General features: G+C 66.0%; 11 protein-coding genes. All 11 read left to right on the top strand.

Annotation, left to right across the window (positions count from 1 at the left end; translation table 11 throughout):
- Nucleotides 1–34 precede the first annotated feature (34 nt).
- The 11 genes from O0879_RS20085 (at nucleotide 35) to O0879_RS20135 (ending at nucleotide 15,022) form a co-directional block, all read left to right on the top strand.
- A complete protein-coding gene (locus O0879_RS20085; RefSeq protein ID WP_034751717.1) occupies nucleotides 35–1,204 on the top strand; it encodes a patatin-like phospholipase family protein in 1,170 nt (389 codons plus the stop codon).
- Nucleotides 1,205–1,305: 101 nt separating this feature from the next.
- Nucleotides 1,306–5,490, top strand: coding sequence for a two-component regulator propeller domain-containing protein (locus O0879_RS20090; protein WP_289918359.1), 4,185 nt, complete (start codon nucleotides 1,306–1,308; stop codon nucleotides 5,488–5,490).
- A gap of 86 nt (nucleotides 5,491–5,576) precedes the next feature.
- Nucleotides 5,577–6,287 carry a response regulator gene (locus tag O0879_RS20095; protein WP_289918361.1) on the top strand — a complete coding sequence of 237 codons (711 nt, stop codon included), beginning with the start codon at nucleotides 5,577–5,579 and terminating at the stop codon, nucleotides 6,285–6,287.
- A 93-nt stretch (nucleotides 6,288–6,380) separates the two neighbouring features.
- Entirely contained in the window at nucleotides 6,381–8,000 is a 1,620-nt protein-coding gene (locus O0879_RS20100) for an AMP-binding protein (protein ID WP_289918363.1), read from the top strand.
- A complete protein-coding gene (locus tag O0879_RS20105) occupies nucleotides 7,997–10,384 on the top strand; it encodes a bifunctional salicylyl-CoA 5-hydroxylase/oxidoreductase (protein WP_289918364.1) in 2,388 nt (795 codons plus the stop codon). The genes O0879_RS20100 and O0879_RS20105 overlap by 4 nt, the downstream gene beginning before the upstream one ends.
- 1 nt (nucleotide 10,385) lies before the next feature.
- Complete coding sequence (locus O0879_RS20110; protein ID WP_289918367.1) at nucleotides 10,386–11,174, top strand: SDR family NAD(P)-dependent oxidoreductase; 789 nt, start codon at nucleotides 10,386–10,388, stop codon at nucleotides 11,172–11,174.
- Between the two features lie 13 nt (nucleotides 11,175–11,187).
- A complete protein-coding gene (locus tag O0879_RS20115) occupies nucleotides 11,188–11,700 on the top strand; it encodes a MarR family transcriptional regulator (RefSeq protein WP_289913501.1) in 513 nt (170 codons plus the stop codon).
- Nucleotides 11,701–11,702: 2 nt separating this feature from the next.
- Nucleotides 11,703–12,557, top strand: a complete 855-nt coding sequence (locus tag O0879_RS20120; protein WP_289918369.1) for an enoyl-CoA hydratase family protein — start codon at nucleotides 11,703–11,705, stop codon at nucleotides 12,555–12,557.
- 1 nt (nucleotide 12,558) lies between these two features.
- Nucleotides 12,559–13,719, top strand: a complete 1,161-nt coding sequence (locus tag O0879_RS20125) for an acyl-CoA dehydrogenase family protein (protein ID WP_289918371.1) — start codon at nucleotides 12,559–12,561, stop codon at nucleotides 13,717–13,719.
- A gap of 17 nt (nucleotides 13,720–13,736) precedes the next feature.
- Nucleotides 13,737–14,129, top strand: coding sequence for a RidA family protein (locus O0879_RS20130; protein WP_099665086.1), 393 nt, complete (start codon nucleotides 13,737–13,739; stop codon nucleotides 14,127–14,129).
- A gap of 119 nt (nucleotides 14,130–14,248) precedes the next feature.
- Nucleotides 14,249–15,022, top strand: a complete 774-nt coding sequence (locus O0879_RS20135; RefSeq protein ID WP_289918373.1) for a PEP_CTERM-anchored TLD domain-containing protein — start codon at nucleotides 14,249–14,251, stop codon at nucleotides 15,020–15,022.
- The last annotated feature ends 251 nt before the right edge of the window (nucleotides 15,023–15,273 follow it).

Raw genomic sequence — 15,273 nt, forward strand, 5'->3', positions numbered from 1 at the left:
CCACAAAGTATCAAGACCCTGCTAATCTGCCGGCATGGGAATGCAAAATAAAACAGGCTTGATACTCACGGGAGGAGGCGCCCGTGCCGCCTACCAGGTGGGCGTGCTGCAGGCGATTTCGGCGATTTTGTGGGAAGCGGGCTGGGCGCCGGCGCGCAACCCGTTCGACATCATCTGCGGCACCTCAGCCGGCGCCATCAACGCCACGGCGCTGGCCTGCCGTGCCGACAACTTCGGCGAAGGCGTGCAAAAGCTGCTCGACGTGTGGCAGCACATCGAAGTCGAGCAAGTCTACCGGGCCGATTCGCTGGGCGTGATCCGCTCGGGCGCGCGCTGGCTGTCGTTGCTGTCGTTCGGCTGGCTGCTGCGCCAGTGGCACGCGTCGCCGCCCAGCTCCCTGCTCGACAATACACCGCTGGTCAGCCTGCTGCACCGCATGCTCGACCTGCCGCGCCTGGACGCAGCCCTGGCCGACGGCCTGCTGCATGCGCTGGCCGTGACGGCATCGTCGTATTCGGGCAGCCGCCACATGACGTTTTACCAGACGGCCGAGGATATCGCGCCCTGGGTGCGCACGCAGCGCCTGGCCCTGCCGGACCAGATCGGCGTGGAACACTTGCTCGCCTCGGCCGCCATCCCCTTCATCTTTCCCGCCGTGCCCCTGTACGTGGGCGGCCAGCGCGAGTATTGCGGTGACGGTTCCATGCGCCAGCTGGCGCCGATCTCGCCGGCGATCCACCTGGGCGCGAACAAGGTGCTGGTGGTGGGGGCGGGGCGCATGACGGAACCGGCGCCCGCCGCGTCCGAAGCGGCACGCTACCCGAGCCTGGCGCAGATTGCCGGCCACGCGCTGTCGTCGATCTTCCTCGACGGCCTGGCCGTCGACATCGAGCGCCTGAACCGCATCAACCTGACCCTGTCGATGCTGCCGCCCGAATTGCTGGGCAAGACGGCCTTGCGGCCCGTGGAATTGCTGGTCATCGCGCCGTCCGAGCGGCTCGACGCCATCGCCAGCCGGCATATCGGCAGTTTGCCCCGTCCCATCCGCACCATGTTGTCGGGTATCGGCGCGGCCGAAGCGCGCGGCGCGGCGCTGGCATCGTATTTATTGTTCGAATCGACGTATACTAACGAGCTGATCCGTCTTGGACAGCGCGATACGCAAGCCCGCAAGGATGATGTCCTGGCGTTCTTTGGTTCCTGAGACGGCCCCTGGAGCGGTGTGCGGGTTTTTTTCGCGTTTTTTTTGACAGGACGATTGTGCTGGTATTTCGACGTGTTTGCGATGTTGCTTTACTGTTAATTTTGCTGCTGGGCGTCCCGGCCGCGGCGGCGCCTGCGCCCACCCTGCGTTTCGACCAGCTCAGCGTCGACCAGGGCCTGGCGCAGGAGTCGGTGCTGGCCATCGCCCAGGACCGGCAGGGCTATATGTGGTTCGGCAGCCAGTCTGGCCTGAGCCGCTACGATGGCTACCGCATGGTCGTCTACAAGAATATCGAGGGCGACAAGACCAGCCTGGCCGACAATTGGGTGGGCGAGCTGCATGTCGATAGCCAGGGCCAGCTGTGGGTCGGCACCGACAATGGCCTGGACCGCTTCGACGCCGCCAGCCAGACCTTCATCCATTATGTCCCGGCTGAAAAGAGCAAGCGCGGCAACGGCAACCGGCATATCCACGCCATCCTCGACGATGGCGCGCGCGGCTTCTGGATCGCCACCTCGGACGGCTTGCAGCATTTCGACCCGGCCACGGGCACCTTCCGCACCTGGCACCATGAAGAGGGCAACCCGCACAGCCTGGGCGATAATGAAATCAAGGCGCTGGCGCTGGACGCGCAACAGCGCCTGTGGATCGGCACGGTAACGGGCCTGGACATGCTGGCGCCGGGCAGCGAGCGCTTCGAGCATTTTGCCGTCGATACGGAGCCTGGCTCGAAATACAACGTGATCCAGTCGCTGCTGATCGACCGCCAGCAGAACCTGTGGATCGGCACCATGGCGGGCGCCGAGCGCTGGCGCCTGGGCGGCGCCGGCCAGCCACCGCAGGCGCGCGTGCGCTTCGGCGAGAAGCATGGCTTTTCCGCCATCCGCGTAGCCAGCCTGTACCAGGATGTCGACGCCACCGTCTGGCTGGGCAGCAATGCCGATGGCCTGTTCCGCTGGCTGCCCGCGAGCGACACCTTCCTGCAATACCGGCACCAGACGGGCGACAAATTCAGCGTCGCCGACAACCAGCTGTCGTCCTTGTACCGCGACCGCGCCGGTACCTTCTGGGTCGGCTCCTGGTACAGCGGCGTGAGCCGGGTCGACCTGGGCAGTGGCGGCTTTTCGCGCATGGCGCGCGCGCCCGGCGACGTGGGCGCGCTGGCGGACAAGAAGGTGCGCGCCGTGGCCGATGCCGGCGATGGCAAGCTGTGGCTGGCTACCAAGGGCGGCCTGAAACTGTACGACACGCGCGACGGTAGCTCGCGGCTGTTCGACCTGCGCAGCTCGCCTGGCATGTCGCGCGACGAGCAGGTCACCACCCTGTACAAGGCGCCGGACGGAGTGCTGTGGGTGGGCGGCTCGACGGGCTTGCACCGCTTCGATCCGGCCCTCGGGCGTTTTTTTACCATGCGCTTTGCCGCCGGCGACCCGAACAGCGACACGATCCGCAATATCGTGAGCGACCGCAGCGGCATGCTGTGGGTCTCCACGCGGGGCGGCGTGCACCGTTTCGACCCCGTCAGCCGCCGCTTTACCACCTACCGCCACGACCCGGCCAACCCGAACAGCCTGTCCGACAACATGGTGCGGCCCGTGCTGGAAGACGGCAAGGGGCGCTTGTGGATAGGTTCCTTCCACGGCCTGGACTTGCTGGACCGCGCCAGCGGCCACTTCCGCCATTTCCGCCACGATCCGCAAAACCCGCATAGCCTGAGCCACGATGAAGTGCATTTCCTGCACGAAGACAAGCGCGGCGTGCTGTGGGTGGGCACGGCCAATGGCTTGAACCGCATGGACGTCGACGCCAAGGGCGAGATCCGCTTCCGCCGCTTCGTGCGCAAGGATGGCATGGCCGACGACGCCGTCGCCAGCATCCTCGGCGACGACAACGAGCAGCTGTGGCTGAGCACGAACAGCGGCATCACGCGGCTCGACATGCGCAGCGGCCTGTTCCGCAATTACGACAGCGCCGATGGTACGGTGGAAGGCTCGTACTTCGATGGCGCGGCCCTGCGCGCGGCCGATGGCACCATGTATTTCGGCGGCTTCAACGGCATGACGGCGTTTGTGCCGGAGGATATCCACGACAACCGCGTGCCGCCGCTGGTGGCCATCACGGAGCTGCAGATATTCAACAAGCCGGTGGCCATCGGCCGCGGCGAGTTCGCGCACGTGCTCAAGGCGGCGATCGACCACACGCGCAACCTGGTGCTGACCAGCCGCGAAAGCGTCTTTTCGCTGGAATTCGCGGCCCTGCATTTCGCCGCGCCCCAGCGCAATATGTTCGCCTACCGGCTCGAAGGCTTCGATCAGGACTGGGTCATGACGGATGCGGGGCGGCGCTTTGCCACCTATACCAACCTCGATGCCGGCAACTACGTGTTTCGCGTCAAGGCGGCCAACAAGGATGGCGTGTGGAACGAGAGCGGCGCCACCCTGGCCATCACGATCCTGCCGCCGTTCTGGAAAACCTGGTGGTTCCGCACCCTGATGGCGGCGCTGCTGCTGGGCGCCATCTATGGCGCGTACCGCCAGCGCGTGCGCGCGCTGCGGCATCAGCAGAATGAACTGGAAAAGCAGGTCAGCGAACGCACGGCCGAGTTGCAGAGCAAGGAAATCGAAGTGCTGGCGCAGTCGGAAAAGCTGGCGCAAGTCAACAGCAGCCTGACGAAAAACGAGGAAAGTCTGCGCCAGGCCAAGCGCAAGGCCGAGGACGCGACGCGCCAGAAGTCGGAATTCCTGGCCAACATGAGCCACGAGATGCGCACGCCCCTGGCTGGCGTGATCGGCATGCTGGGCTTTGCCCTGCGCGACGAGCAGCTGCACGACGCCACGCGGGAGCAGATCCTGCGCGGCCAGGCCAACGCCCAGTCGCTGCTGGTGATCATCAATGACTTGCTCGATTTTTCCAAGATCGAGGCGGGCAAGCTGAGTATCGAAAACATCGACTTCGCGCTTGGCGCGGCGATCGAGACGGTCGTCACCCTGTTCGAGGAGCAGGCGGCCGCGCGCAGCATCGGTTTCGCCATCGATTTTGCGCCCGACCTGCCGCCCTTCGTGGTGGGCGACCCGACCCGCTTGCGCCAGGTGCTGGTCAACCTGGTCGGCAATGCGTTCAAGTTCACCCAGCGCGGCGGCGTCAGCGTGAGCGTCGAGCGGGCCGGCGTGGCCAGCGGCAGCGGCGGACGCAAGGTCAACCTGATCCGCTTTACCGTCAGCGACAGCGGCATCGGCATCGATGCCGATGCCATGGCGCGCCTGTTCCAGAAATTCGAGCAGGCCGACGCCAGCACCACGCGGCGCTACGGCGGCACGGGACTGGGCCTGGCGATCTGCCGCCAGCTGGTCGAACTGATGGATGGCCAGATCGAGGTGGCCAGCACGCCGGGGCAGGGCAGTACCTTTGCCTTCACCTTGCCGCTGGCCGATGGCGTGGCGCCGCCGCTGGTGCCGCAGGTGGCGCTGGCGCCGCACAGCCACCAGTTGCGCGTGCTGTGCGCGGAAGACTTCCCCACCAACCAGATCATCATCCGCGTCATGCTCGAAGAGCTGGGGCACCGGGTCGACGTGGTCGCCAACGGCGTGCTGGCGGTGGCGGCCTGCGTGCATACGCGCTATGACCTGATCCTGATGGACGGGCGCATGCCGGAGATGGACGGCGCCACGGCGACGCGCCTGATCCGCGTGGGCGGCTGGCCGGACCAGCCCGTGCGCGACCAGGAATTGATGATCGTGGCCCTGACGGCGAACGCCAGCGAAGAAGACCGCAGCCGCTATCTTGGCGTCGGCATGGATGATTTCCTCAGCAAACCCGTCGACGAGGCGGTGCTGCATGGCTTGCTGGCGCGCGCCATCGAGCGCCAGCTGCAGCGCGGTTTCATGTTGCCGCGCATGCCGTCGAACGCGCCGCGCGGCGCGGCGCGGGGACAGGCCGAACTCGACGCCCTGTTCGGCATCGCGCCGGCAGTTCCCGTCGCGGCGCCTTCCCAGTCCATTCGCAGCGGCGAACTGCAACGGCGCATCCGCGTCGCCTTCGTCGCCGACCTGGAAGGGCGTTTGCGTGAACTCGACGACGCCCTGGCGGCGCAGGACAAGGATAACGCCGGGCGCCTGCTGCACGGTTTGAAGGGCAGCGCCGCCTACCTCGATGAAACGCAGCTGCACATGCTGTGCACGGAAATGGAAGAAGCGGCGGACGGCGGGCGCTGGACGCAGGTGGCCCTGCATTTGCCGCAATTGCGCGCACTGTTGGCGCAAATAGCCGTTTCGGGCAAGGAAATGTAAAATAGGCAATGCCGGCCATGGAGCGCGCGGCGAAACTGGGTAGAATACGGCCAGGCACCGAGACGCTGCCGCCAATGGAGAAAGCAATGAAAGTACTGGTGGTTGACGATGATGTCGTGTCGCGCATGGTATTGATGCATTTGATCGACAGCTGTGGCGTGCACGATATCGTGGAAGCCGAAGATGGCGCGGCGGCGTGGGAACAGCTCGAAGGCGGCTTGCGCCCGTCGCTGTGCTTCTGCGACTTGCGCATGCCGCGCCTGTCCGGCATGGAGCTGCTGCAGAAAATCCGCTCCGACAGCGCGCTTGATGCCATGCCGCTGGTGCTCGTGTCCTCGGCCAATGACCAGGATACGGTGCGCGACGCCGTGCAGGCCGGCGCCGCCGGCTACATCGTCAAGCCTTTCCAGCCGGAGCAGGTGCGCCAGCATATCGACGCCTGCTTCGACGTCTCGGCCTTGCCGGCCGAGGCGCCGCGCGACACCTTGCAGCGGCTGGGCATCGACAGCGAACGCCTGCTGGCGTATCTGACGGGCTTCCAGGGACAGATAGTCGCCGCCAGCGAACAGGTCGACGCCTTGCTGGCGCGCGGCGAACCGGCCCAGGCGCGCCAGCAGCTCGAACGGCTGCACCTCGGTTGCCGCACCCTGGGGTTGCATGGCGCGGAAGCCGGGATGATGACCCTGCTGCAGGCCTCGGTGCTCGATGGCGACCAGATGCAGACGGCGCTGGCCGCGCTGGCGCGCAGCGTGGCGCAGCAGGCGCGCCTGCTGCGGCAACAGGACGGGATCGACTGAATCTGCTGTTTTTTGCTTGCCGGGAAAATACTTTAGGTTTAAAGTATCTGCTTCCGGGCCTTGTGCACGCGCCCGCTACCAGCCAGGATGAGCATGAGCAGCGACCCTTCGCCTACCACCGCATCTCCCCAGGACGACTTTGCGCGCACGCATTTGCCGCCGCGCGCACTCTGGCCGCAGCTGTGCCTGGACTTGCCCGAACTGCAGTATCCGGCGCGCCTCAATTGCGTCGCCGCGCTGCTCGATGCCGCCGTGGCCAATGGCGGCGGCGGGCGCACCGCTATCCTTGCCGACGGCCAGCGCTGGACGTACGCGCAGCTGGCGCGGCAGGTCGACCGCATCGCCCACGTGCTGCGCAGCGACCTGCGCCTGATCCCCGGCAACCGCGTGCTGCTGCGCGGCGCGAATACGCCCATGATGGCCGCCTGCCTGCTGGCCGTGCTGAAAGCCGGCTGCATCGCCGTGCCCACCATGCCGCTGCTGCGCGCGCGTGAACTGTCCACCATCCTGGCCAAGGCGGAAGTGAACGCCGTGCTGTGCGCACAAGGCTTGCGCGCGGAACTTGACGCGCTAGCGTCCCTGCCGCCCATGCTGTGCTTTGGCGCCGACGGCGCCGAACTGGAACAGCGCATGGCGGCCCACGATGCGCCCATTGCCGCATGCGATACGGCGGCCGACGACGTCTGCCTGATCAGCTTTACCTCGGGCACGACGGGCGTCCCCAAAGGCACCATGCACATGCACCGCGACCTGCTGGCCATCTGCGACTGCTTTCCCCGCTCCATGCTGCAGGTGCGCGCTGAGGATATCTTCATCGGCACGCCGCCGCTGGCGTTCACCTTCGGCCTCGGTGGCTTGCTGCTGTTCCCCCTGCGCTTTGGCGCATGCGCCGTGCTGCTGGAAAAACTCACGCCCGACGCCTTGCTGCGCGCCATCGAGGCGTACGGTGCCACCATCTGCTTCACGGCGCCCACTTTTTACCGCCAGATGGCGCTCCTGGCGGCCAGCCACGACTTGCGCAGCCTGCGCCTGTCCGTCTCGGCCGGCGAAGCGCTGCCGCTGGCCACGCGCGACGCCTGGCAGGCGGCGACGGGCCTGGCCATGACGGACGGCATCGGCGCCACCGAGATGCTGCACATCTTCATTTCCGCCACGGGCGAGGGCATCCGCCGCGGCGCCATCGGCAAGGCCATTCCCGGCTACCAGGCATGCATCGTCGATGACGCAGGGGTGCCGCAGCCGCCCGGCGTGACGGGCCGCCTGGCCGTGAAAGGCCCCACCGGCTGCCGCTACCTGTCCGACCCGCGCCAGCGCGAGTATGTGCAAAATGGCTGGAACCTGACGGGCGACACCTTCGAGATGGATGCCGACGGCTATTTCTATTACCGCTCGCGCAGCGACGACATGATCGTCTCGGCCGGCTACAACATCGCCGGCCCGGAAGTGGAAGAGGCGCTGCTGCGGCACCCGGCCGTGGCCGAATGCGGCGTGGTCGGGCGCGCCGATGCCGAGCGTGGCCAGATCGTCGAGGCGCACGTGGTGCTCAAGGAGGGCTGCCAGGCCAGCGACCTGCTTGCGGCCGAACTGCAGGACTTCGTGCGCCAGCAGATCGCCCCGTATAAATACCCGCGCGCCATCCATTTCCTGCCTTCCCTGCCGCGCACGGAAACGGGCAAGCTGCAGCGCTTCAAACTTCGCACGGATACCCCATGAATATTGTCTGCATCGGCGGCGGCCCCGCCGGCCTGTATTTCAGCCTGCTCATGAAAAAGCAGGACCCCGCGCACCGCATCACTGTCATCGAGCGCAACCGCCCGTATGACACGTTTGGCTGGGGCGTCGTGTTTTCCGACCAGACCCTGGGCAACCTGGCCAACGCGGACGAGCCGACGGCGCGCGCCATCCTGCAGGCGTTCAACCACTGGGACGATATCGAAATCCACTTCAAGGGCGAGACCGTGCGCTCTGGCGGCCATGGCTTTTGCGGCATCGGCCGCAAGCGCCTGCTCAACATCCTGCAGGCGCGCTGCGAGGAACTCGGCGTGCAGCTGGTGTTCGAGACGGAAGTGCAGGACGACCAGGCCATCGCGCGCCAGTACGGCGCCGACCTGGTGATCGCCAGCGACGGCTTGAACAGCCGCATCCGCACGCGCTATGCGGCCAGCTACCAGCCCGAGATCGACCAGCGCCATTGCCGCTTCGTCTGGCTGGGCACGCGCAAGAAATTCGAGGCGTTCACGTTTGCCTTCCGCCAGACGCCGCACGGCTGGTTCCAGGCGCATATCTACCAGTATGACGGCGACACCTCGACCTTCATCATCGAAACGCCCGAACACGTGTGGCGCGCGGCGGGCCTCGATGCCATGAGCCAGGAAGAGGGCATCGCCTTTTGCGAAGCCCTGTTCGCCGAGGAACTCGATGGCCACGGCTTACTGAGCAACTCGCCGCACCTGCGCGGCTCGGCGCAGTGGATCACCTTCCCCCGCATCGTCTGCCGCCAATGGGTGCACCGCCAGGATGGCGTGCCCGTCGTGCTGATGGGCGACGCGGCCCACACGGCGCATTACTCCATCGGCTCGGGCACCAAGCTGGCGCTGGAAGACGCGATCGAACTGGCGCGCTGTTTCGGCCAGCATGCCGACGCCGCTGCCGGTACGGATGCTTCGCTGGCCGCCTACCAGCAGCTGCGCGCCATCGAGGTGCTGAAAATCCAGAGCGCGGCGCGCAATTCCATGGAGTGGTTTGAAAACGTTGAACGCTACAGCGCCATGGAAGCGCCGCAGTTCGCCTATTCCATGCTCACGCGCAGCCAGCGCATCTCGCATGAAAACCTGCGCCTGCGCGACCCTGCCTACGTGGCCGATTACGAGCGATGGCTGGCGCGGCGCGCGGGCGAGCAGGCCGGCGTGGCGATGCGGGACGAGGCCTTGCCGCCCATGCTCACGCCCTTCCGCTTGCGCAGCGTGCTGCTGAAAAACCGCATCGCCGTCTCGCCGATGGCGCAATACAGCGCCGTCGATGGCGTGGCGGGCGACTACCATCTGATGCACCTGGGCGCGCGCGCCATGGGCGGCGCGGGGCTCGTGTTTGCCGAGATGACGTGCGTGTCGGCCGATGCGCGCATTACGCCCGCCTGCCCGGGCATGTACAGCGAAGCGCACACGCACGCCTGGCGCCGCATCGTCGATGTCGTGCATGCCAACAGCGATGCGAAGATCGCCCTGCAGCTGGGCCACGCGGGGGCGAAAGGCTCGACGCGGCCCATGTGGGATGGCATCGACCTGCCCTTGAAAGAGGGTAACTGGCCGCTGATCTCGGCCTCGGAGCAGCAATACCTGGCTGGCGTGTCGCAGGTGGCGCGTGCGGCCACGGAAAGCGACCTGGCGCGCATCGAGCAGGATTTCGTGCGCGCCACCCTGGCGGCGGCCGTCGCCGGTTTCGACTGGCTGGAGCTGCATTGCGCGCACGGCTATCTGCTGTCGAGTTTTATCTCGCCGCTGACCAACCGCCGCACGGACGACTATGGCGGCAGCCTGGAAAACCGCTGCCGCTATCCGCTGCGCGTATTTCGCGCCATGCGCGCAGCCTGGCCGCAGGATAAGCCCATGAGCGTGCGCATCTCGGCCCACGACTGGGTCGAAGGCGGCATCACGCCCGACGACGCCGTCGTCATCGCGCACCTGTTCAAGCAGGCGGGCGCCGACCTGATCGACTGCTCCTCGGGTCAGGTCAGCAAGCTCGAACAGCCCGTGTACGGGCGCATGTTCCAGGCACCATTCGCCGACCGCGTGCGCAACGAGGCGGGCATCGCCAGCATGGCTGTCGGCTCGATTTTTGAAGCCGACCACGCCAACAGCATCATCGCCGCCGGGCGCGCCGACCTGTGCGCCGTGGGCCGGCCGCACCTGGCCAACCCCGCCTGGACCCTGATGGAGACGGCGCGCATCGGCTACAGCGGCGCCGGAGCTGTCTGGCCGAAACAGTACCGGCCGGGCCAGCAGCAGCTGGAACGCAATCTGCAGCGCGAGCGCCAACTGGCGGCCGCCAATCCGGGTCTCACCCCGCAACAGGTAGCCGCGCGGCTGCTGGAAGGATGACATGAAGACGCAAGCGATAATCGACAGGCACGCGCTGGTGACCGGCGCCGGCAGCGGCATCGGCCTGGCCTGCGCGGGCGCCTTGCTGGACGCGGGCGCCCGCGTCACCCTGGCCGGGCGCGACGGCGCGCGGTTGGCGCGGGCGCGCATGCAGCTGGAAGAAGAGGGCCATGCGGGCAGGGTGGCCATCTGCGTGCTCGATGTGGCCGTGGAAGCGTCCGTGCAGGCGGGCTTCGCGCAGGCCGCCGCGCATTTCGGCCGCATCGATATATTGATCAACAACGCGGGCCAGGCGCATGCGGCGCCCTTCGGCAAGACGGACGCCGCCATCTGGCAGCAGATGCTGGCCGTGAACCTGACGGGCGTGTTCCACTGCTGCCAGGCGGCCATGCCGGCCATGCTGGAAGCGGGCTGGGGGCGCATCGTCAACGTGGCGTCGACGGCGGGCTTGAAAGGCTACCGCTACGTCAGCGCCTATGTCGCCGCCAAGCATGGCGTGATCGGCCTGACGCGCGCGCTGGCGCTGGAAGTGGCGCCGCGCGGCGTCACCGTCAACGCCGTCTGCCCCGGCTACACGGAAACGGACATGATGGCCCAGGCCGTACAGAACATCGTGCGCAAGACGGGGCGCGGCGAAGATGCGGCGCGCGCGGAACTGGCGGCCAGCAATCCGCAGCAGCGGCTGGTGCAGCCGCGCGAAGTGGCCGATGCGGTGGCGTGGCTATGCCTGCCCGCGTCGGCCGCCATGAATGGACAATCGATCGCCGTCGCCGGCGGTGAAGTCATGTAACGGAATGAAGACCATGGATAAAGAACCCGACAATGTGCAGGACGAACCCGTGCTGGATCTGGCCAGCCGGTTGACGCAGGACCACCACCAGTCACTCAAGCTGTGGCTGCGCATGCTCTCGTGCACGGTCAAGATCGAAAACGAGGTGCGCACGCGCCTGCGCGCTACCTTCGGCATCACCTTGCCCCGCTTCGACTTGATGGCGCAGCTGGAACGCTTTCCCGAAGGTTTACGCATGGGCGAACTGTCCAAGCGCATGATGGTCACGGGCGGCAATATCACGGGCATCACCGACCAGCTGGAGCAGGAAAAACTGGTGGCGCGCGTGGTTGACCCGAAGGACCGCCGCTCGTACAGCGTCAAGCTGACGCCGGCGGGCCGGCGCGCGTTCGACGAAATGGCGCGCGTGCACGAAGGCTGGATCGCCGAACTGCTGCACGGCGTGACGCCGGATGACAAAACCCGATTGATCGACCTGCTGTCGCACATGAAGCAGCAGTTGAATAACACCCCCCTAAAGGACTGAGCATGCGCCATCTACCCGGCCAGCCGCAAGACCTGCCAGGCAACCGTGCCAGCCTGGCCGGCTACGTCGCGCGGCATTTCCTGTTTTCCGTCGACGCAGGCGTCGCCACATTGACCTTGCACCGGCCCGAGCGCAAGAATCCGCTCACCTTCGATTCGTATGCGGAGCTGCGCGAGCTGTTCCGCGCGCTGGCGCATGCGGACGATGTGAAGGCCGTGGTCATCACGGGCAGCGGCGACAATTTCTGTTCGGGCGGCGACGTGCACGACATCATCGGCCCCCTGACGCAGCTCGACATGCCCGGCCTGCTGGCGTTTACCCGCATGACGGGCGACGTGGTGAAAGCCATGCGCGCCTGTCCGCAACCCATCGTCGCCGCCATCGACGGCATTTGCGCGGGCGCCGGTGCCATGCTGGCGCTGGCTTCCGATATCCGCATCGGCACGGCGCGCAGCAAGACGGCCTTTTTGTTTACCCGCGTGGGCCTGGCCGGCTGCGACATGGGCGCCTGCGCCTTGCTGCCGCGCGTGATCGGCCAGGGCCGCGCCGCAGAATTGCTGTACACGGGGCGCTCCTTGCCTGGAAGCGAGGCCGAGCGCTGGGGCTGGCTCAATCGCCTGGTCGAACCCGGGGAGCTGGCCGAGGCGGCGCAGCTGTTCGCCGCCGGCCTGGCCGGCGGTCCCACCTTCGCGCACGGCATGACGAAAAAAATGCTGCAGCAGGAGTGGAACATGGGCGTCGATGAAGCCATCGAAGCGGAAGCGCAGGCGCAGGCCATTTGCATGGCCACCAACGATTTCCACCGCGCCTATCACGCCTTCGTGGCGAAAGAAAAACCGCAATTCGAGGGCGACTGACATGAGTAGCACGCGTGATACGACTTACCTGGACTGGCCGTTTTTCGAAGCGCGGCATGCAGAGCTTGAGTCTGAACTCAATGCCTGGGCTGCGCGGCACCTGCAGGAAGCCCATGGCGCCGACGTCGATGCCGCCTGCCGCGCGCTGGTGGCGCAACTGGGGCAGGGCGGCTGGCTGGCATACGCCACGGGCACCGATGGCAAGATCGACACGCGCGCCATTTGCCTGATGCGCGAAACCCTGGCGCGCCACGACGGCCTGGCCGATTTCGCCTTCGCCATGCAGGGACTCGGTTCCGGCGCCATCGGCCTGTTCGGCAGCGCCGACAACAAGGCGCGCTATTTGCCGGACGTGGCCAGCGGCAAGCGCATCGCCGCCTTTGCCCTGTCCGAGCCGCAGGCTGGCTCCGATGTGGCGGCGATGGCGTGCGCGGCGCGCCGCGATGGCGACGATTACGTGCTCGATGGCGAAAAGACGTGGATCTCGAACGGCGGCATCGCCGATTTTTACGTGGTGTTCGCCCGCACGGGCGAGGCGCCGGGCGCGCGCGGCATCAGCGCCTTCATCGTCGACGCGGATAATCCCGGCCTGGAAATCGCCGAGCGCATCGCGGTGATCGCGCCGCACCCGCTGGCGCGCCTGCGTTTCAATGCTTGCCGCGTGCCCGCCACGCAGCGCCTGGGCGAGGCGGGGCAGGGCTTCAAGGTGGCGATGGCCACGCTGGACGTGTTCCGCACGTCGGTGGCCGCCGCCGCGCTGGGCTTTGCGCGGCGCGCGTTTGACGAGGCGCTGCGCCACGCCATGGCGCGCCAGATGTTCGGCCAGACCCTGGCGGACTTCCAGCTGACGCAGGCAAAATTAGCGCAGATGGCCACCGGCATCGAGGCGGCTGCCTTGCTGACCTACCGCGCCGCCTGGCAGCGCGACCAGGGCCGCAAGGTGACGAAGGAAGCGGCCATGGCCAAGCTGACGGCCACGGAAACGGCGCAGCAGGTGATCGACGCGGCCGTGCAGCTGTTCGGCGGCATGGGCGTGGTCAGCGACCACCCGGTCGAGCGCCTGTACCGTGAAATCCGCGCCTTGCGCATCTACGAGGGCGCCAGCGAAGTACAGCAATTGATCATCGCGCGCGAATTGCTGCGCGAGGCGGGACATGTATGAATAACCAGGAGAACGCAATGCAAGTGCTGCAACCACCGGGATGGGCCAGGCCGCGCGGCTATGCGAACGGCGTGGCCGCCAGCGGACGCACGGTGTACGTCAGCGGCATGATAGGCTGGGATGCGCAGGGCCGGTTCCATACGGACGATTTTGCGGGGCAGGTGCGCCAGGCCTTGCAGAATATCGTCGCCGTGCTGGCGGAGGCGGGCGCCTTGCCCGAGCATATCGTGCGCATGAACTGGTATGTGCTCGACAAGAAGGAGTATGTGGCGGCGTATCCGCAAATCGGCGTGGCGTACCGCGAGCTGATCGGCAAGCATTTTCCAGCCATGACGGCCGTGCAGGTGGCCGGCCTGATCGAGGATCGCGCCAGGGTGGAAATCGAGGTGACGGCCGTGCTGCCGCCATGATGGCTGCAATAAACTATTGCCTTAACTGCATTTCAATTGAAATAAATTAATGCAATTAATATATCACTCTGTGCTATATTGATATGCCGAAAATTCGCGGCATATATACAGGGGGAGCGATGCAACAACAAATCATGCTGAAAATCAAGGCGGTGCGGCCCGTCACCTTGCTCGCCGGTGCCTTGCTGTGCATCGGCAGCGTTCCTGTCGCCTCGGCGCAATCCTTGCTCAACGGCGCGCAGGAAGCACAGCTGTCCGCCTGGCTGGGCGAAGGGCCGCTGGCGCTGACGGCCATCTATACGAAGTCGGCGGGCGACACTTCGCGCGACTTCCACCTGGCCGCCGACGGCAAGGGACGCACGTTTTCCGTGATGCAGGCGAGCAACGCCGCCGGCCAGACCTGGCTGGTGGGCGGCTACAACCCGCAAAGCTGGAATTCGTCGGGTACCTACAACATGACGCCGGAAGACCGCGACCGCACGGCCTTCATCTTCAACCTGACGTCGGGCCAGTATTTCCGGCAGACGCCGAAAACCTATGCGCTGGACTCGGTGGGGGCGTATCAAACCTTCAATGATATCGATGCCGGCCCCACGTTCGGCATCGGCGCCGACCTGGGCATGTCGGCGGACCTGAGCACCAATGGCATTTCTTCGCGCTATTCGTACATCGACCCGGTCAATGGCATCTTTGGCGCAAGCTTGCTCGATGGCGCGCCGTATGGCTCCTATCCGAACGTCACGTTTGGCGCCATGCAAGTATTTAGCGTCAGCGCCGTGCCCGAGCCCGCGATGTTGCAACTCATGCTGGCCGGCTTGTTGCTTGTTGGTGTAGGCGTCGCGCGGCGCAGGAAATTCAGCGTGGCGCCGTTTGCCACCATGGGTCTCAAATAAGGCAGGACGCTGGTACGGGTTCGGCAGCGTGGCGGGAAATGGTACACAGGAATGGCTGACGGCGACGGCGCGCCTGGCCGTGACTGTCCGGCGCATGCCCGCACGTTGTGCGGGCAAGAGTTCGTCTCGTCACCATGTTCAGAATAATAATAAACAAATATCAGCGTTAAAAGCATAAACTTGCCATTGCTGGCTGCCAACGCGTTACGTATAAGCAACTTTATGGAATTGCACCGTGTTATTTAATTCAT

The organism is Janthinobacterium sp. SUN120, from assembly GCF_030397735.1.
GTDB classification, from domain to species: domain Bacteria; phylum Pseudomonadota; class Gammaproteobacteria; order Burkholderiales; family Burkholderiaceae_D; genus Janthinobacterium; species Janthinobacterium kumbetense.